We start from the raw sequence: 17,991 nt of genomic DNA, 5'->3' as shown, positions 1-17,991 counted from the left end.
ACCACTCTCCTTCAGGCAAAAGGTTGCGGCCACGGATTTATCGTGGCGGCTTTGCCTAATTGTTCACTCAACCGTTGCTGCTGTTCCCGTAGGCGCGGATGCCCGAGATAGCGGGCGCGATAGCATGCCGTCATGGGCAAAAGGGCGGGGATGACAGCGCGCACCACATGTAAACCGGCATCGCGCAGTTCATCCGTCGTCATGTCCGCTATCACGACGTCCATCTTGAGTTGACGAAAACGCGCCACCAATTTTTTCAGCTGTGCTGCCGGCGTTTGCGGTTGCCCGGCCTGCAGGCGGCTAATCGGCATCTGCCGCTCGCTGGCGGTGAGAAAATCGAATGCGGAGCGCTGTTCGGCTCGCCCCATGAAGATGGCGCCATGTTCGAGAGCGATAAAATCGCGTATATCGTCCGGCACCGGCAGTTGATGTTCGAGTACCGAACGCCCCATGGCGCTTTCTCGGATAATCTTGCCGCAGCTGCCCCAGGGATCGAACCCCGTAGAGCAGTTGACGAACTGGGCCGAGGTCGGATGCCCGTCGCGCAGCTGCAATCCGTAGATTGTCGGGCAGCCGATGTCGGTAGTGGCATCGAAGAACAGCTGTTCCAGCCCACTGGCCGCCAGGCGTGAAAACTTGTCTTGTAATCTATCCGGTACCGGTTCATCGAAGCGGATGCGCGCTAAAGGCATTTGCAATAGCCAGGTAAGGGCAATCGCATCGCGTTCGATGACTTCATTGATCGCGGTTACCGTGGCGGTGGTGAGGTCGGTGTGCGCCGCGACGCCTGTCGATATCGGCAACCAGAAACGCTCGCTTTCCCAGGGCCGCACATACAGATGCGACATGATCAACGGGATCTTGCGCGGGCGGGAGTCCGTCAACGAGTAACCTTCCACCCAGCGCAACGGCTGGGCGTCATCAATGGGTTTGACCGGGCAGAGCGGATCGGCGAGCTCCTCCTCGCTGCAACGGGGCAGGCTGTCGGCCGCCAAACCGTCAGCCCCGAGTTCGCGGAAGCTGGCGACCGAAACATCGCGAGGATGGTAGACGCAGGTGGCGTATCGCTCTGCCGCTTCGGCGACAGCGCGGACGATCGCCATATCGACGTGTTCATCGGCGCCGCAGCCGGCAAGCGCGATTTTTTGCAGGTCGTTGCCTTTATTGTCAATGATATGGGGATATGGCATTGACAGATTGCCCAGGCTGGCCAGAACCGACGAAAAGCGGGGGATATGCATCTCCTGCGGTTCCAACGGGTAGACGCTGCCGACAACGCCCGTCAGCGGCGAGAGCAGCGACATGAACGGATATTTCTGGCGCATGGACGCGGAAACGGCAAAGTTATGATGATGCATGAATAACTCCGCTTTCCAGGCTTTTACTTAGCAACACGGCCAGCCAGGCTTCATCCAGCGTGCTTAAGCCAAGGCGATTGTTCATTAGGTGCATGAATTGGAATGCCAGATTTTTCGCGAGGCCGTCACTGTATCGTTCGCAATGGCGTTCATAGTTACGCCGGGTCTGGTCTAGCGCAGACTGCCAGCGATCCACCAGTTCGGCGCTTTGCGCGTCTTGCCGTATCTGCGGCGACAGAAGAACCGAGTTTTCATCAATCAGTTCCCATGCGCGATCGGTAAAGCTGTTTTTGATCATTCCGATATCCGCAGAGCCCGCCAGCCAGAAAGTCGAGAAGCTTTCAAGGAAGGCGGAACGCCGGGCAACAGGAATGAACGTTTCCAACATGGCCAGCATCAGAGGCAACGCAAACTCTTTGCGCGTCATGCCGCCGCCTGCCTCGGCCAGCAATATGGCACGGGCAATGTCACTGGATTGGTGAAACAGCGCTTCGGCGATGCCAATGCCCGTTTCGCCCCCGTAGACGTCCGTTTCCGGCTCATATTCCGCGCGTTCGCAATGGACCGGGAGTTCATGCGTGGGAAACGGCGTGTTGCCGCGGAAGCTGACCAATGGCGTCCACAGGTTGGCCGGGCGCAGCGGCAGGCTATTCAGCGCATCATGCAGCGCAGCGTAAATGGCGGTTTCCAGGCGCTGGCTGTCCTTTTCCTGCAGCAGAAAACGAACGCGTAAATGTAATCCTTTTTCATCGATATAACGTAAGAAGAACCAAGGAGAATCAGGAGCGTACGCCAGTGCTTGGGTCAATCCCTGGGTGATCAGAAAGTCCATTCCATCATGATGGCTACCGATATACAGCTTGTAAAAATGCCAAGATGCCGATCTGTTTTTCATCTTTGCGTACCTGTTTTTTTTAAGATTGTTTTGGCTGGAAAAGGAACCACTTAACGCCGACAAACAGCGTGATCACACCCCATATCGCCATGCCGATACAGTTAATGAAGAAGGGGAATACGCCTTCGCTGCCATTCATGGCGTATCGCAGTGCATCGGCGACAAAACCGACCGGCGTCGTCAAAATTAACCATTTGAGTGGCGGGAATGCGCTCAGATCGAGGAACAATTGCCCGAAACACATGCACCAAAAGTTGAGTAAGGTCAGGGCGATTGTCGCGACGGTATTCGTGCGGAATAAGCCGGCCAGCGCATACCCAAAGCTCACCAGCAACAGTGCGCCGGCGACGAGCAGCACGATAAACAGCAGGGGATGCTCAAGGGTAAAGCCAAAGACCAGACTGCTAATGAGCATTAACAGGGCGATCTGAACCAGTGATATCACCAGGCGGACGCTGACCTGTGATGCGAGCAGAATCCAGCGCGGCAACGGAATGACGCCGTAATAGCGGTAAGTGCCTTTTTCTCGCGCGGCGATCAGCGGCGTCGCCGTGCCAAATAAGGCGACTTGCAACAGGGCCAGCGTCAGCAAGGACGGGAAGATAAAACTAAAATAGTTGAAACGCTCAGTTTTCAGCGTAATGAAGCGTATCGGCTGCTGGGCGTCGGCCGGTTGCTGATTGAGTGCGGCGGAAACCAGTTGAGCGACGGAGCTCATGGATTCCGTCGTGGTGATCGCAGGGCGTTGTTGTACTGCATCCCAACTCACCGCCGCGTTCACTTCATTCGCGCGCACCAGCGCTTCCGGATCGCTTCGAAGCTGGCGCTGGACGGCCAGGCCAGGATAATTGTTCAATTTAAGCCAGAGAGCCTCTGTTTCCGGCGAGTCTCCGACAACGCTCACCTGCATGGAGAACGGTTGATGATTGCCATTAATAATTTTTGCCGTTATGCCAAAGGTAAAGATGAAAAATAACGGCAATACAAGAGAAAATAAGGTTGATAGCGGATCGCGTAAATATTCTTTGGTGTTGGCGCCGAAGAAGCGCCGATAAATCTGCCAGCTATGGCTCATGTTAATCCCTTAATGCTTCGCCTGTCAGATGAATGAACACATCCTCGAGGGTGTTTTTGCTTACCTGCATTTGTTCGGGTTCACAACCCAATCGTTGTGATAACGCAATCACTTGCGGTAACACCTGTGCCAATTCTTGGGTGGGAATATGTAGGCGGCGGAAGGTTTGATCATGTTCATCGCTTTCCTGCGTCGCCTCAGGGAAGAGCGCGAGGAACTCGTCAACCGACGTCAACGGCACTGAGAATCGGATATGATGCCCAGGACAATAACGCTCAATAAGCTGTTGTGGGCTGGCATTCTCCAGCAACCGGCCGTGGTTGATGATCATCACCCGGTCGCATAAATTCTCCGCCTCATCCATTTGGTGAGTGGCGATCAATACGCCCGTGCCAGATTGACGAGAATTCGCAATAATGTGCCGCCAAATATAGCGTCGGCTTTGCGGGTCAAGATCGCTGGTGGGTTCATCCAGCAAAAGAAGCTTGGGTTTGCCGGCCAATGCCAGCGCCAACACCAAACGTCTTTTTTGCCCCCCTGAAAGCCGCGAGAAACGCATTTTACGCTGCGCTTTTAGCGCCACAATGTCCAATAACTGCTTAACCGACAACGCATCCGTATAAAGTACCTGATAGAGCGAAATGATCTCTTCAACGCGCAGCAGCGAAGGCAAACTAAAGGATTGCGGAACGACGCCTAACTGTTGCTTGATGACGTGATTAAGCCCTTGTCGAACGTCTTCGCCAAATAAACGCACCAAGCCGGCTTCAAAGGGCTGTCCTCCGTACAAGGTTTCCATGAGCGTCGTTTTTCCGGCACCGTTAGGTCCGACCAATCCAATGATTTCTCCCGGCTTGATTTGCAGCGAGATGTCATGAAGAACTTGCGTGTCACCATAAAACTTATTCAGTGACTCGACCTCTAATAGCGGCCGTTGGCGATCCCAGGATATATCCAGGGTTGGCTTATGACTGCTGTCGAAATCTAAAGTGGCGTCAGTGTACGTGCTCATTGTTTAAAGCCAGTGAGTAGAGTTTCAGATAACTAACTGGCACAGTATCTTGTACCGGTTGTGGGTAATGATTTAGCTGCCGCTACTGGTAACGCTGCCCATTGTGCCGATGCAGCTCGCCGTTGCAATGCAGCCGCAGCCCGCTGTAGAGGCGGTGCTGACGCTGCTGCCGGTTGAGGCGCAATCGCTGGCAAAGTGCAGCGTTTCAGGCAGTTCTTCGACTAATAAATCAATGCCGTCAGAGGGCATGGAAGGCGAGTCGAGAACAATATCGAAACGGTGGGATTGACGAGTCAGAGAGGTATGATTAAGCATAAATATCCTTATTAATCAGTTTATTGATGAGTTAGCTATAACATGATTCGAGCTGCTGCATATCGTTGAAATATATTCAAACGAATTCATCTCAATGGGATATTCCCCATTAAATATTTATCTGAAAAATAAAAATCAATTTTAATATCGCGCTAATTATATAAAAATAAGCAGCGACGATACTGAATTCTTTCATATTGAATTATTTGCATTTGAAGGCGTCATATATGACTGGCGCTTGCGAATATGAAAGGAATCCTATGTACGTAATGTTAAGTTATCGTGTTAGACACACTCTTACATACTTGTAATAGAACGGCAACACATCATTACAATTGACAGGGGTGTTTTCTGTTATTGCAACGAAGCTCACAATAATCATGGGGTTGACGTTAATTTATTTAATTTAAAACTATGTATAAGGGATAAATATATTCTTTTTTGAAAAATTTCACCCAATATTGTTTAGGGTGGAAAGTATTATAATGGTTTTATTTTTTGACAAGGATTATTGCGCGCGGAACCACAGTTGGCTTGGCGTCCGTGATGCGTTCCGTTCCGGGCGGGGCATTGATGCGACATACTGGGACGCGCTCACGACGGGGTTGGCCCTAAAGCGGGCAGTTTGGCCACGGCGCAGCGAGCCTTTTGGAACCATCGCGGCGGGCAGCGAAAAAAAACGGCGCCGCGTGGGCGCCGTTTAGGCAAGGTTCAGGCTGCGCGCATCAGTCGGCAGCGTGGCCCTGCGGCGGCAGGCGTTCGCCGTCCAGCCAGGCGGCGCCGTCGCGCATCGCCAGGCGGCCGTCGACGAACCAGCTCACCACCAGTGGATAGATCGTGTGTTCCTGGGTTTGCACCCGTTCAACCACGTCATCCTCCTCGTCGTCAGTGAAAATCGGCACCTTGGCCTGCAAAATCACCGGGCCGCCGTCGAGCTGTTCGGTCACGAAGTGCACCGAGGTACCGTGTTCGCTGTCGCCGTTGTCGATGGCCTGACGGTGAGTATGCAGCCCCGGGTATTTTGGCAGCAGGGAAGGGTGAATGTTCAGCATGCGGCCGGCATAGCGCTGCACGAACTGCGGGCTGAGGATACGCATGTAGCCGGCCAGCACCACCAGATCGGGCTGGTACTGGTCGATGGCGTCCGCCAATGCGGCGTCGAACGCCGTGCGATCGGCGTAGGCCTTGGCATCCAGCGCCTGGGCGGCGATGCCCGCCGCTTCGGCGCGTTGCAGGCCATATGCCTGCGCCTTGTTGCTGAACACCGCCACGATTTCGGCGGCGATGCGGCCCTGCTGGCAGGCGTCAATCAGCGCCTGGAGATTGCTCCCCTGGCCGGAGACCAACACCACGATCTTTTTCATCAGTTGATGACCACTTGTTGTTCGTCGGAAGAGGCGGTCAGTTTACCGATTTTCCACGCTTTTTCACCTGCCGCGGTCAGCAGCGCGATGGCCGCTTCCACTTCGGCTTCCGGCAGGGCGATGACCATGCCTACGCCGCAGTTGAAGGTGCGATACATTTCATGACGGCTGACGTTACCGGCCTGCTGCAGCCAGGTGAACACCGCCGGCCACTGCCAGCTGGCTTCGTCGATCACCGCCTGCATGCCTTCCGGCAGCACGCGTGGAATATTTTCCCAGAAGCCGCCGCCGGTGAGGTGAGCGATGGCGTGTACGTCAGCCTTCTCGATCAGCTCCAGCACGGACTTCACGTAAATCTTGGTCGGTGCCAGCAGGTGGTCGGCCAGCGGTTTGCCTTCCAACTGAGTGGCGGTCGGATCGGTGTTGCTCACTTCCAGGATTTTGCGCACCAGCGAGTAGCCGTTGGAGTGCGGGCCGGAAGCGCCCAGGGCGATCAGCGCATCGCCGGACTGCACTTTGCTGCCGTCGATGATCTCGGATTTTTCGACCACGCCGACGCAGAAACCGGCCACGTCGTAGTCTTCGCCGTGGTACATGCCCGGCATTTCAGCGGTTTCGCCGCCCACCAGCGCACAGCCGGACTGTTTGCAGCCCTCGGCGATGCCGGTGATCACGCTGGCCGCGGTGTCCACATCCAGCTTGCCGGTCGCGTAGTAGTCGAGGAAGAACAGCGGCTCGGCGCCCTGAACCACCAGATCGTTGACGCACATCGCCACCAGATCGATGCCGATGGTGTCGTGGCGTTTCAGATCCATCGCCAGACGCAGCTTGGTGCCCACGCCGTCGGTACCGGAAACCAGCACCGGCTCGCGGTATTTCTGCGGCAACGCACACAGGGCGCCAAACCCGCCCAGACCGCCCATCACTTCCGGGCGACGGGTCTGTTTAACTACACCTTTGATGCGATCTACCAATGCGTTGCCTGCATCGATATCGACACCTGCGTCTTTATAGCTGAGAGAGGTTTTGTCGGTCACTGCGCGATTCCCCACGACGATTTGCGGTTTGAAAACTGTGCTTCCGATGTTGATTCCGGAATAAGGCGCGGCAATTCTAACAGCGCAGGCAAACGTTTGCGAGCGGCTTGTGAACCGGCTCCGCTTTTTCGTCATCTATACTGATATTCAAACTTTTGTTGATCCCGATCGGGCTATTGTGGGTGGCGCGGCGAAAAAAAGGAGGTATAATCCCGCGATTTTTTTGGCCGCAACCACCTTAATAGGAGAAAAATGATGAAGATCGTTGAGGTGAAACACCCGCTGGTAAAACACAAGCTTGGCCTGATGCGCGAAAATGACATCAGCACCAAACGCTTCCGTGAGCTGGCCTCAGAAGTGGGTAGTTTACTGACCTATGAAGCGACCGCCGATCTGGAGACGGAAAAAGTCACCATCGAAGGCTGGTGCGGGCCAGTTGAAGTGGATCAGATCAAAGGGAAAAAGATTACCGTAGTGCCAATCCTGCGCGCAGGCCTGGGCATGATGGAAGGGGTGCTGGAGCACGTGCCGAGCGCGCGCATCAGTGTAGTGGGCGTATACCGCGACGAAGAAACCCTGGAGCCGGTGCCGTACTTCCAGAAGCTGGTTTCCAACATCGAAGAGCGCATGGCGCTGGTCGTCGACCCGATGCTGGCCACCGGCGGTTCGATGATCGCCACTATCGATCTGCTGAAGAAAGCCGGCTGCCACAGCATCAAGGTGCTGGTCCTGGTCGCGGCGCCGGAAGGCATCGCCGCGCTGGAGAAAGCGCATCCGGACGTTGAGCTGTACACTGCCTCCATCGATCAGTGTCTGAACGACAAGGGCTATATCGTGCCTGGCCTGGGCGATGCGGGCGACAAGATATTTGGTACTAAGTAAACATTTGAGCCGACTTAACGAGTCGGCTTTTTTTTGACTAAAACCTATAAAACCAATAAACCGAGGAAAAGCACACATGACCCGTCGCGCCATCGGCGTCAGCGAGCGCCCGCCGCTGCTCCAGACCATTCCGCTCAGCTTCCAGCACCTGTTCGCCATGTTTGGCGCCACCGTGCTGGTGCCTATCCTGTTCAAGATCAACCCGGCGACCGTGCTGTTGTTCAACGGCATCGGCACGCTGCTGTATCTGTTCATCTGTAAAGGCAAGATCCCGGCCTACCTCGGTTCCAGCTTCGCGTTTATCTCGCCGGTGTTGCTGCTGTTGCCGCTCGGTTACGAAGTGGCGTTGGGCGGTTTCATCATGTGCGGCGTGCTGTTCTGCCTGGTGGCGCTGATCGTGAAAAAGGCCGGCACCGGCTGGCTGGACGTGATGTTCCCGCCGGCGGCGATGGGGGCGATCGTCGCCGTCATCGGCCTGGAGTTGGCGGGCGTGGCGGCCAATATGGCGGGGCTGCTGCCGGCGGAAGGCGCCAGCGCCGACTCGACCACCATCACCATTTCGCTGGTGACGCTGGCGGTCACGGTGCTCGGTTCAGTACTGTTCCGCGGCTTCCTGGCGATTATCCCGATCCTGATCGGCGTGCTGGTGGGCTATGCGCTGTCGTTCTTCATGGGCGTGGTGGATTTGACGCCGATCCGCGAGGCGCACTGGTTCGCGCTGCCGACCTTCTACACCCCGCGCTTTGAGTGGTTCGCCATCTTCACCATTCTGCCGGCGGCGCTGGTGGTGATCGCCGAGCACGTCGGCCACCTGGTGGTGACCGCCAACATCGTAAAAAAAGACCTGATCCGCGATCCGGGCCTGCACCGCTCGATGTTCGCCAACGGCATCTCGACGGTATTCTCCGGCTTCTTCGGCTCCACGCCGAACACCACCTACGGCGAGAACATCGGCGTGATGGCCATCACCAAGGTCTACAGCACCTGGGTGATCGGCGGCGCGGCGGTGCTGGCGATCCTGTTGTCCTGCATCGGTAAGCTGGCGGCGGCGATCCAGGCGGTGCCGGTGCCGGTGATGGGCGGCGTTTCGCTGCTGCTGTACGGTGTGATCGGCGCTTCGGGCATTCGCGTGCTGATCGAATCCAAAGTGGATTACAACAAAGCGCAGAACCTGATTTTGACCTCGGTGATCCTGATCATCGGCGTGAGCGGCGCCAAGGTGCACATCGGCGCGGCGGAGCTGAAAGGCATGGCGCTGGCGACCATCGTGGGGATCGGCCTGAGCCTGCTGTTCAAGGCCATCAGCCTGTTCCGCAAGGAAGAAGAGGTGCTTGACGCGCCGGACGAATCGGCGGAGCAGAAGTAACGAAAAGGGCAGCCCAGGGGCTGCCCTTTTGACTTATGGCATTCGCCTTAGCTGCGAATTTTGCGGTACACGAACAGCACCACGATGGCGCCGATAACCGCCACCACGAAGCTGCCGAAGTTGAAGCCGTCAACCTTGCCGTAGCCGAAGAAGGTGCTGATATAGCCGCCGACCACGGCGCCGATGATCCCCAGCACGACGGTCAGAATAAAGCCGCCGCCGTCTTTGCCGGGCATGATCCACTTAGCCAAAATACCGGCGATCAGGCCGAAGATAATCCAGGAAATAATCCCCATTTACTGCTCCTTTCTTTTGTGGCTGAGAATAGCTTACTGCTGGGTGGCCGGCTGAGTATTGCCGTTCACCGCCGCATCGGTCTCTTGTTTCAACTCTTGCGCTTTGTTTTCGGCGCTGTTCTTGATGGCTTCGGTCTTCGCCTTGGCCTGTTCGGTCAGATCGTTGGCGCCGTTGATGGCGTCGTTTTTGATGGCCTTGGCCTGATCCACCAACTGCTGGCTCTGTTTGCCTGCGTCGTCTTTGATCGCGGCGGCTTTGGCCTTGGCGTCGTTGGTGATGGCGTCAGCCTGCTTGGCGGCGTCTTCTTTAATCGCCGAAGCTTTGTCTTTCAGCTGATCCGCCTGAGTGGCGGCCTCTTTTTTGATTTCATCCGCCGTCGCTTTCGCTTTGTCCGTCAGATCGTCCGCTTTTTTCTGGGCGGCGTCTTTCATCTGCTCGGCGCTGTCTTTGGCTTTATCCAGGTTGGCGTCAACCTTGGAGGAGTCATCACAGCCGGCAACCAACAACCCGATAAAGGAGGCCAACAGCACTTTATTCCATACTTTCATCGTCTATATCCTTGCAGAAACCTTGTTGATGGTGATTGCATTTAGCCTACCTATACTAGGTCAGATTTTACTTAAATTACAAATTTAACCTGCGCAGGCATGGAGTTAGGGAATGATATCGGATAATTCTTGCCTCGGCGGGCGCCGCCGCCGATCAAGCGGCGCTTAGGCATTGTTCACTATTGCGGCATAAGATCCTGCCGGTTCAACAGCGCCCGTTTTCTGTGTTAAACTGCCCACGTTTTTCTGCCAGTTTTGGTTGAGGTGCTTCTCTGAATACGCCGGCACAGCTTTCACTGCCACTTTATCTTCCCGATGATGAAACTTTCGCCAGTTTTTATCCGGGCGAGAACCCATCCCTATTAGCCGCGATCCAATCCGCCGTCCGTCAGGAACATGGCAGCTATATCTATTTCTGGTCGCGTGAAGGCGGCGGGCGCAGCCATCTGCTGCATGCGGCCTGCGCCGAGCTTTCGCAGAAAGGCGAAGCGGTGGGCTATGTGCCGCTCGACAAGCGCGCCTACTTCGTGCCTGAAGTGTTGGACGGCATGGAGCAGTTGGCGCTGGTCTGCATCGACAATATCGAATGCATCGCCGGCGACGAAGAGTGGGAGATGGCGATCTTCAACCTCTACAACCGCATCCTGGAAACCGGCCGCACCCGTTTGTTCATCACCGGGGATCGTCCGCCGCGTCAGCTGAACCTGCGTTTACCGGATCTGGCTTCGCGCCTGGACTGGGGGCAGATCTACAAGCTGCAGCCGCTGTCGGACGAAGAGAAACTGCTGGCGCTGCAGCTGCGCGGCAAACTGCGCGGCTTCGAGCTGCCGGAAGACGTGGGCCGCTTCCTGTTGAAACGGCTGGATCGCGAGATGCGCACGCTGTTTATGACCCTCGATCAACTCGATCGCGCCTCGATCACCGCCCAACGCAAGCTCACCATCCCGTTCGTTAAAGAGATCCTGGGGCTGTAACGGGCTAATCTGCCTATTTTTCCGCGTGTTCCAGCAGGGAGCAGTAGTGCTCAACCTGCTGGCGTTGCCGATCGCTTCGCAGTTGCAAAGCGAGATTGATATGTTCCAGACACTGCGCATTGTCTGCAAGCCGTGGGTCGATTTTCCCCTGCTGTGCCAACCAGGCCGCCACGTCAGCCCAGCGCCACAGCGGTGAGGCGCCGCCGAGCCGTTGAATGGGGGAAGGGAAGCCGCCGGGGCCGCGAGTTCCGTCTTTTAGCATGGCGATCGCCTGACGCGACAGTTCGGTGAGCTCGGCAATATCGCTTAATCCCACCAGACTGGAGTCCACCGATATCACCTTGGCGCCGATATTTGCGGATTCAATATCGCTGATGGCGCTGCAAATCGCGTGCGCAAAGTTATCGCTTTCTCGATCGAACTCCAGGTAAACGGCTTTACCGTAGAAACAGATCAGCGCGTCATCGCATCCCGCCGCATACAGCGCATCTTCCAGCCCGGCGGTATCGGCGGTGACCCCATCCAGCGTCAATGAGAAATGATAGAGCGTCATGGTGATTCTCCGGTTATTTTTTCTGCGACAGCGCCAGGCAGTGATCGACTTTGCGCCGAATCTGTTTGGCATGTACCTCTGGGTTTTTTGGCGTGCTCCAGATGCTCATCATATGTTCTTGATGCCCGGCAAAGGCGCAATGTAGTCGGCCAAATGCGTGCCCCTTGCTGGGCCGAAAATGCCAACCCTGAGAAAGGGCGTAAGCTAATGCCGCCTGAATGTGCTTGTCTGGGTGTTTTTTCATCGCTCGTCCAGTGATGCGATCAGGGTAGGTGGGGTGTTGACGATTGTCAACGGCTGTTTCACCGAGAGATTTGGCGTTTGCGCAGCATAGCAGCGGAAGAAGACCGTGATGATGAAAAGTATTTATATAACAATTAATTAAAAATAGCCCTGTTCAGGGCTATTGGTATTTTGCGGTTCAATAAGAGATTTGCCGGACGATTACAAAATCTCCAGCACCTGCTCCGGCGGCCGGCCGATGCGCGCCTTGCTGCCTTTCACCACGATGGGGCGTTCGATCAGTTTCGGGTTCGCCGTCATCGCCGCCAACAGTTGCTCTTCGCTCAGGCTGTCGTCCGCCAGCTTCAATTCCTTGTACAGATCTTCTTTTTTGCGCATCAGATCGCGCGCCGATGTGAAGCCCAGTTCCTTCAACAGCTTTTTCAGCTCATCGACCGTAGGGGGCGTTTCGAGGTACAGCACCACCTTGGGATCGACGCCGTGCTGTTCCAGCAGCGCCAGGGTTTCACGGCTCTTGGAGCAGCGCGGGTTGTGGTAAATCGTGACGTTTTTCATGGCGTTCATTCCTTGTTGAATCAGCTGCGCTGGTATTGGCGGAAGCGCTGTTGCAGTTGGCGCAGCTGGTCGATGCGCGCATCGTAGCGCGCCTGTTTCAGGCTGCCGAGTTTCTGCAGCGAGCTGGCATTGCTGAGCAGGCCGATAGCCTGATCGAGCCGGCCGTTCAGCGCCAGGCTTTCGGCGCGGGCCGACAGCTCTTCATCGCGCAGCCCCTGAGCGGCGCTGGCCTGCGCCAGCAGATCCCAGCCGTTCGGATCGTCCGGATGGGCAAAGGTATAGCGGTTCAGGATCTTCGACGCCTGCGCCGGCTGGTTGCCTTCGACATAGGCGTTGGCCAGGTTGAGCTGCAGCACCGGGTTGTTGTTCTGGGCGGCGTTGGCCGCCTGCAGGCGGGCGATGGCCTGCGGCGCGCGTTTCTGGCCGAGATCGATATCGGTCATCAGGTCAATCAGCCAGACGTTTTTCGCATCCTGCGCCAGCATCGGTTGAATGATGTTGCGCGCGTCGTCGTATTTTTTCGCTTCATAGAACAGGATGGCGCGGCCGTATTTGGCGGCCGCCTGTTCGCGCACGTTCCCCTTGCTGAGCGAGCCGAGCAGCTCTTCGTTCAGGCCATAGCCTTCCGAGCTGTACATGCCCAGTGCGCGCACCTTGGCCATCAGGTAATCCTGCGAAGACTGCACGATGTGTTTTTGCATCTGGTTGGCGCGGTTGCGCGCGTCGGAGAGACGGCTGTCCGGCAGCGGGTGCGTCAGCAGCATTTCCGGCGGCTTGGAGGCGTAACGCGACTGATCCGAGAGTTTCTGCAGGAAGTCGGGCATCGCTTCCGGATCGAAACCGGCGCGCTGCAGCACCTGAATGCCGATGCGATCGGCTTCCTGTTCGTTCGATTGGGTAAAGCTGATCATGCCCTGCTGGGTGCCGGCCATGGTGCCGCTCAGCGCCGCCATGCCCATGGTCGGGTTGGCCATCGCCAGCAGGATGGAACCAAGCGCGCCCACCCAGGTCAACGGGGCGTTGCGTTGCTGATCTTCCATTGCGCGCGCCAGGTGGCGCTGGGTGACGTGCGAGATTTCGTGCGCCAGCACCGAGGCCAGCTGGCTTTCGTTGTCGCTGACGCGGAACAGGGCGGAATGCAGCACCACGTTGCCGCCGAAGAAGGCGAAGGCGTTGATTTCGTCGTTGCGCACCAGATAGAAATGGAACGGCGTGCGCACCGAATAGGCGCTGGCCACCAGCCGGTTGCCCAGTTGGTTGATGTATTGACTCAGTAGCGGATCGTTGATCAGCGGGGCGCTGGCGCGTAGTTGGCGCACGTAGAAGTCGCCCATCGCCAGCTCTTGTCCGATGCTCAGGGTGCCGCCGGCGGAGGTGCCCATATCCGGCAACTGGTCCTGGCTTTCCGCCTGTGCTGGCGCCAGGGCGGTGGCGTTCAACGTGCCGAGCAACAGCACCGCTAACGCGGTTTTGGTCAACCGGTTGGTCATAGTCAGGCGTTTCCCTTAAATAATCATTTCTAAGACGTCAGCAGCAGACAAGAGTTCTTTATTCCCACGGCGCGATCCGCGTGAAAGTGCGGCGGATCACAAACCGCCGCGATGGCAATCATCACATCATAGTCAGCGGCAGGCGACAAGGAAACGTTAGCCGGGGGCGAATAGGGCAAAAAAGTTTTATTTTTCATTTCGAAGGGCGTTTTCTCCGTCGGGAGCGAGACGGAACTTCAATAAAACGCGGATAAAGTTAGTCTGTGTTTTATTGACAAGATAAACGCAGACTCATATAGTCTGCGTTATTGAAGGTTTACTGACGGTCAAAAACGGACACATGGCGTACATCACAACCAGCGTTGAATATGGCATCCACTGCCTGCTGTGGCTGGTCGGCGATAACCAGCGCGCGCTCAGCAGCCGCGAACTCGCCGAACTGCAAGGGATCTCCCCCAGCTTTCTGGCCAAGATTTTCCCCAAGCTGGAAAAGGCGGGCATCGTCGCCGCCAGTGAAGGGGTGCGAGGCGGTTACCGGCTGGCCCGTCCGGCGAAAGAGATCAGCTTTCTGGAGATTATCGACGCCATCGAGGGGCACAAGCCGCTGTTCGATTGCCAGGAGGTGCGCGGGCGCTGTGCGGTGTTCGATGATTCCCCGCCGGAATGGGCGGTCTCCGGCAAATGCGCTATCCATGCGGTGATGCTGCAGGCGGAGAAGGCGATGCGCGATGCGCTGGCGGCGCAGACCCTCGGCGACGTCGCTGCCCGTTTTGGCCGCAAGGCGCCACAGGGCTTCTTCGGCGAGGTCAACATCTGGCTCGACGAGCGCATGACGGAACGCACCGCGCGCAGCGGCAAAACGGCTCGCGCCAAGACCTAAACTCCGCCTTTCCTTAAAACAAAACACATTTTTCCCGCCTCTTCGGAAGGGGCGGGCGGTCCTTCTGCACCCTGCGACGGGAGCGGAACGGCGCCGTTCATCCGAAAAAACTGCGGGCAGCCTCGTCGCCCGGTCAACCCTGTATGAAGGAGTCATCCCATGACGCAGAAAATAGTGATTGCCGGTTCCGGTTTTGCCGGTTTTTGGGCCGCCGTGTCCGCCATGCGCGCCATTACCCTTGCCGGTAAGCATGACGACATCGAGGTGCTGATGGTTTCGCCGACGCCAACGGTCACCATCCGGCCACGCCTGTATGAAGCGGTGCTGGAAAACATGAACCCCGACATTTCCGCGCAGCTCACCGCCGTCGGTGCACGGCACCTGGCCGGGACGGTGGAACGTATCGACGCCGCCGCCAAAACGCTCAGGGTGGCGCCGGCGGTGGGGGAACCCCTTGAGTTGGCCTACGATCGTTTGGTGTGGGCCACCGGCAGTCGGCTTTCCGTGCCTGCGGTGCCGGGCTTTGCCGAATACGGTTTCAACGTCGATACGCTGGAAAGCGCACAGCGCTTGGGCGCTCATATCAAAGCGCTGGCGGCCAAACCGTCAACGCCGGCGCGCAACACCGCCGTGGTGGTGGGAGCGGGGCTGACCGGGCTGGAGAGCGCCGCGGAGATGCCGCAGCGGCTGCGCGATGCGCTGGGGCAAAACGAGAATGTGCGCGTGGTGATCGTCGATAGCGCCCCGGAAGTGGGCGCAGGAATGGGCGCGGAGCCGGGGGCGGTGATTCGCCAGGCGCTGGCGGAGTGCGGCGTGGAAGCGCGAGCCGGCCTGCGCGTTTCGGCTATCGATGCCGAGGGGGTGATGCTGTCGAACGGTGAGCGCATCGCCGCCAACACGGTGATCCTGGCGGCAGGCGTGCGTGCGCATCCGCTGACCGAGCAAATCCCCGGCGAACGTGACGCTAATGGCCGAGTGATCGGCGACGCCTTCCTGCGCGCGCCGGCGGCGGCGGGCATTTTCGTGACCGGCGATACGGTGAAAGCGGCGACCGACGATCTCGGTAACCACAATCTGATGACCTGCCAGCATGCGATGAGCCTCGGCCGCGTTGCCGGTCACAATGCGGCGGCGGAGTTAGTCGGGTTGCCGACGCACCCGTATAGCCAGCCGAAGTATGTGACCTGTCTGGATCTGGGTCCCTGGGGCGCGCTGTATACCGAAGGCTGGCAGCGCCAGGTGCGCTTTACCCGTCAGGAAGGCAAAAAGATTAAACAGGAGATTAACACGCAGTGGATTTACCCACCGGCGGCGGACCGCGAGGCGTTGTTCGCCGTCGCCAATGCGGATTTCGTGATTGTGCCTTAAAAAGATAAAAACGGGAGCGGCAACGCTCCCGTCGTCATTTCCCCAGCGGCAGGAAAGAGCGTTCCGGCACCACGGTTTTCATCACCAGCGTGGAGCTCAGGCGCTGCACGCCCGGCAGGGCGGAGAGCTTCTCGTCGTAAAGCTGCTGGAAGGCGGGCAGATCGCGGGCGATAACGTGCAGCAGATAATCGGGATCGCCAAACAAACGCTGTGCCTGCACCACCTGCGGAATGTCCACCATGGCGTTTTCGAAGGTTTCAACGGCGCGGCGATCGCCTTCGCGCATGGTGACGAACACCAGAGCGGAGAAGTTGTAGCCCAGGCTGCCGGGATCGAGCTGGGCGCGGTAGCCCCTGATCACCCCGGATTCTTCTAATGCGCGCACCCGGCGGTGGCAGGGGGATACGCTCAATCCGATCCGCTCGGCCAGCTCGGTCACCGACAAACGCCCGTCGGTTTGCAGTTCCGCAAGAATTTTGCGATCAATCTTATCCATTTGGAAAAATTTCCCCGCTTATGCCGATTTCAGGCAAGTAATTGAAAGCACATTTTAACGCCTTGAGGATATTCTTGCCATCTGTTGAACGGTTTTGACGGCCGCCGCCAGGCGGCGGCCGTGCTTATTCTACGAGGAAAACGCGATGGTTCTCTGTTCGGTGCGACGCTGTGCGTTTGAGAGGGCGCCGGCATGACGCTCGCTCTGTTCGCCGCTTTTTGGGCGGTGTCGATTCTGTTGGTGATCACGCCGGGTATGGATTGGGCTTATGTGATCTCGGCGGGCATTCGCGGCCGGGTGGTGGTGCCCGCCGTCGCCGGTTTGTTGTTCGGCCACCTGCTGATGATTGCGATCGTGGTGGCGGGCGTCGGCGCGTTGCTGGTCGGCAATCCGCTGGCGCTGACGGCGCTCACCTTGCTGGGGGCGGCTTACCTGCTGTGGATCGGTTTCAATATGCTGCTGCATCCGCCGGTGCCGGGCGCCGGTGAGGATCAGCGTTCCGATTCCTGGCTGCGCTGGGCCGGCAAGGGCGTGTGCGTCAGCGGCCTGAACCCCAAGGTGTTTCTGCTGTTTCTGGCGCTGTTGCCGCAGTTTACCGACGCCCGGGCCGAGTGGTCGGTGCCGATGCAGATGCTGGCGTTGGGCGCCGTGCATTTGATCAGCTGCGGCCTGGTGTATCTGCTGGTGGGATTCGGTTCACAGTCCGTGCTGCGCACGCGCCCGCAGGCAGCGAAGGGGGTGGGGCGCCTCTCCGGCGCGGCGATGATCGTCATCGCGCTCGGGCTGCTGGCCGAGCAGGCGTTGAAATAGCATTACCGTCGGTAGATGTCCGGTCGGGCGATCTGCCAGACAAAGTCGGGGTGGTTGATGGCCGAATAGCCCACTTTCTCATAGAGCCAGGGGGCGGTGCTGGTGACCAGCATGATTCGCCTCAGCTTCGCCATCAGCGGATGGGCCTGGCAGCATTCCGCCAGCCACAGACCCAGCCCGCTTTTTTGATGCGTCTCCAGCACGTACACGTCGCACAGATAGCCGAAAGTGGCGTAATCGGTGACCAGCCGGGCGAAACCGATCTGCCTGGCCTCGTGATATAAACCGAAGCACAGGCTGTGGGTGAGGGACTGGCGGACGGTTTCTTTATCGATTCCCTCCGCCCATGAGGAACGGGTCAGAAAAGCGTGAATGGCATCGAGATCCAGCAGGGCGGGATCGGTGCTGACGAGATAGTCCGCACGCTGCCAGACAAGTGGGGAAGGTATGGTCATGCTATTCCTTTTCTTTTC

General features: G+C 57.7%; 21 protein-coding genes. 6 read left to right on the top strand and 15 right to left on the bottom strand.

Annotated features, from left to right (window positions below; all coding sequences use genetic code 11):
* Positions 1 to 11 precede the first annotated feature (11 nt).
* The 7 genes from ACSBQS_RS18680 to purM form a co-directional block, all read right to left on the bottom strand.
* Positions 12 to 1,358 (bottom strand): YcaO-like family protein, encoded by a 1,347-nt coding sequence (locus ACSBQS_RS18680; RefSeq protein WP_050594440.1) that lies wholly within the window; start codon positions 1,356 to 1,358, stop codon positions 12 to 14.
* Complete coding sequence (locus ACSBQS_RS18675; protein WP_071841623.1) at positions 1,345 to 2,253, bottom strand: thiopeptide-type bacteriocin biosynthesis protein; 909 nt, start codon at positions 2,251 to 2,253, stop codon at positions 1,345 to 1,347. The genes ACSBQS_RS18680 and ACSBQS_RS18675 overlap by 14 nt, the downstream gene beginning before the upstream one ends.
* Before the next feature lie 19 nt (positions 2,254 to 2,272).
* Positions 2,273 to 3,328 carry an ABC transporter permease gene (locus tag ACSBQS_RS18670; RefSeq protein WP_197666702.1) on the bottom strand — a complete coding sequence of 352 codons (1,056 nt, stop codon included), beginning with the start codon at positions 3,326 to 3,328 and terminating at the stop codon, positions 2,273 to 2,275.
* Between the two features lies 1 nt (position 3,329).
* The gene (locus tag ACSBQS_RS18665; protein ID WP_052133767.1) at positions 3,330 to 4,340 is read right to left on the bottom strand and encodes an ABC transporter ATP-binding protein; all 1,011 of its coding nucleotides are present in this window, start codon (positions 4,338 to 4,340) and stop codon (positions 3,330 to 3,332) included.
* A 72-nt stretch (positions 4,341 to 4,412) separates the two neighbouring features.
* Positions 4,413 to 4,655 (bottom strand): hypothetical protein, encoded by a 243-nt coding sequence (locus ACSBQS_RS18660; RefSeq protein WP_127897176.1) that lies wholly within the window; start codon positions 4,653 to 4,655, stop codon positions 4,413 to 4,415.
* 725 nt (positions 4,656 to 5,380) lie between these two features.
* Positions 5,381 to 6,019 carry a phosphoribosylglycinamide formyltransferase gene (purN, locus tag ACSBQS_RS18655; protein ID WP_197666703.1) on the bottom strand — a complete coding sequence of 213 codons (639 nt, stop codon included), beginning with the start codon at positions 6,017 to 6,019 and terminating at the stop codon, positions 5,381 to 5,383.
* Entirely contained in the window at positions 6,019 to 7,056 is a 1,038-nt protein-coding gene (gene purM / locus ACSBQS_RS18650; protein ID WP_025303843.1) for a phosphoribosylformylglycinamidine cyclo-ligase, read from the bottom strand. Before purM ends, purN begins: the two co-directional genes overlap by 1 nt.
* Before the next feature lie 255 nt (positions 7,057 to 7,311).
* Between purM and upp the strand changes: the two genes are divergently transcribed.
* Together upp and uraA are read left to right on the top strand one after the other, a co-directional pair.
* Positions 7,312 to 7,938, top strand: a complete 627-nt coding sequence (gene upp / locus ACSBQS_RS18645; RefSeq protein ID WP_004941642.1) for a uracil phosphoribosyltransferase — start codon at positions 7,312 to 7,314, stop codon at positions 7,936 to 7,938.
* Positions 7,939 to 8,014: 76 nt separating this feature from the next.
* Positions 8,015 to 9,304 (top strand): uracil permease, encoded by a 1,290-nt coding sequence (gene uraA, locus ACSBQS_RS18640; protein ID WP_046687617.1) that lies wholly within the window; start codon positions 8,015 to 8,017, stop codon positions 9,302 to 9,304.
* A gap of 47 nt (positions 9,305 to 9,351) precedes the next feature.
* Here uraA and ACSBQS_RS18635 read toward each other — a convergent pair whose 3' ends face one another.
* Together ACSBQS_RS18635 and ACSBQS_RS18630 are read right to left on the bottom strand one after the other, a co-directional pair.
* Complete coding sequence (locus ACSBQS_RS18635) at positions 9,352 to 9,600, bottom strand: GlsB/YeaQ/YmgE family stress response membrane protein (RefSeq protein WP_016926728.1); 249 nt, start codon at positions 9,598 to 9,600, stop codon at positions 9,352 to 9,354.
* Positions 9,601 to 9,633: 33 nt separating this feature from the next.
* Entirely contained in the window at positions 9,634 to 10,149 is a 516-nt protein-coding gene (locus tag ACSBQS_RS18630; RefSeq protein ID WP_016926729.1) for a hypothetical protein, read from the bottom strand.
* Between the two features lie 272 nt (positions 10,150 to 10,421).
* Here ACSBQS_RS18630 and hda point away from each other — a divergent pair, with 272 nt between their 5' ends.
* The gene (gene hda, locus ACSBQS_RS18625; protein ID WP_025159568.1) at positions 10,422 to 11,123 is read left to right on the top strand and encodes a DnaA inactivator Hda; all 702 of its coding nucleotides are present in this window, start codon (positions 10,422 to 10,424) and stop codon (positions 11,121 to 11,123) included.
* A gap of 13 nt (positions 11,124 to 11,136) precedes the next feature.
* On the opposite strand, the gene ACSBQS_RS18620 is transcribed toward hda, so the two are convergent.
* From ACSBQS_RS18620 to ACSBQS_RS18605, 4 genes are all read right to left on the bottom strand, one after another.
* Positions 11,137 to 11,676, bottom strand: a complete 540-nt coding sequence (locus tag ACSBQS_RS18620) for a helix-turn-helix transcriptional regulator (RefSeq protein WP_197666704.1) — start codon at positions 11,674 to 11,676, stop codon at positions 11,137 to 11,139.
* A 13-nt stretch (positions 11,677 to 11,689) separates the two neighbouring features.
* Positions 11,690 to 11,920, bottom strand: a complete 231-nt coding sequence (locus ACSBQS_RS18615) for a hypothetical protein (protein WP_033644019.1) — start codon at positions 11,918 to 11,920, stop codon at positions 11,690 to 11,692.
* A gap of 200 nt (positions 11,921 to 12,120) precedes the next feature.
* Positions 12,121 to 12,474: an arsenate reductase (glutaredoxin) gene (arsC, locus tag ACSBQS_RS18610; RefSeq protein WP_047025632.1), complete on the bottom strand. Its 354-nt coding sequence runs from the start codon at positions 12,472 to 12,474 to the stop codon at positions 12,121 to 12,123.
* A 20-nt stretch (positions 12,475 to 12,494) separates the two neighbouring features.
* Positions 12,495 to 13,964 carry a beta-barrel assembly-enhancing protease gene (locus tag ACSBQS_RS18605; RefSeq protein WP_033651532.1) on the bottom strand — a complete coding sequence of 490 codons (1,470 nt, stop codon included), beginning with the start codon at positions 13,962 to 13,964 and terminating at the stop codon, positions 12,495 to 12,497.
* Positions 13,965 to 14,304: 340 nt separating this feature from the next.
* Here ACSBQS_RS18605 and ACSBQS_RS18600 point away from each other — a divergent pair, with 340 nt between their 5' ends.
* The gene (locus ACSBQS_RS18600) at positions 14,305 to 14,844 is read left to right on the top strand and encodes an RrF2 family transcriptional regulator (RefSeq protein ID WP_033644016.1); all 540 of its coding nucleotides are present in this window, start codon (positions 14,305 to 14,307) and stop codon (positions 14,842 to 14,844) included.
* Positions 14,845 to 15,003: 159 nt separating this feature from the next.
* A complete protein-coding gene (locus tag ACSBQS_RS18595) occupies positions 15,004 to 16,212 on the top strand; it encodes an NAD(P)/FAD-dependent oxidoreductase (protein ID WP_434991269.1) in 1,209 nt (402 codons plus the stop codon).
* A gap of 34 nt (positions 16,213 to 16,246) precedes the next feature.
* Here the strand turns inward: ACSBQS_RS18595 and ACSBQS_RS18590 are convergent, their stop codons facing one another.
* The gene (locus tag ACSBQS_RS18590; protein ID WP_021504394.1) at positions 16,247 to 16,708 is read right to left on the bottom strand and encodes an Lrp/AsnC family transcriptional regulator; all 462 of its coding nucleotides are present in this window, start codon (positions 16,706 to 16,708) and stop codon (positions 16,247 to 16,249) included.
* Positions 16,709 to 16,900: 192 nt separating this feature from the next.
* On the opposite strand from ACSBQS_RS18590, the gene ACSBQS_RS18585 reads away from it, so the two are divergent.
* On the top strand, positions 16,901 to 17,518 hold the full coding sequence (locus ACSBQS_RS18585; protein WP_047025633.1) for a LysE family translocator: 618 nt from the start codon (positions 16,901 to 16,903) through the stop codon (positions 17,516 to 17,518).
* 2 nt (positions 17,519 to 17,520) lie between these two features.
* Here the strand turns inward: ACSBQS_RS18585 and ACSBQS_RS18580 are convergent, their stop codons facing one another.
* Complete coding sequence (locus ACSBQS_RS18580; RefSeq protein ID WP_033651529.1) at positions 17,521 to 17,973, bottom strand: GNAT family N-acetyltransferase; 453 nt, start codon at positions 17,971 to 17,973, stop codon at positions 17,521 to 17,523.
* Between the last annotated feature and the right edge of the window lie 18 nt (positions 17,974 to 17,991).

It is taken from the genome of Serratia sp. H402Y (assembly GCF_051172415.1).
GTDB classification, from domain to species: domain Bacteria; phylum Pseudomonadota; class Gammaproteobacteria; order Enterobacterales; family Enterobacteriaceae; genus Serratia; species Serratia ureilytica.
The sequence above is the reverse complement of the archived record's forward strand: the minus strand, read 5'-3'. Positions and strand labels throughout refer to the sequence as shown.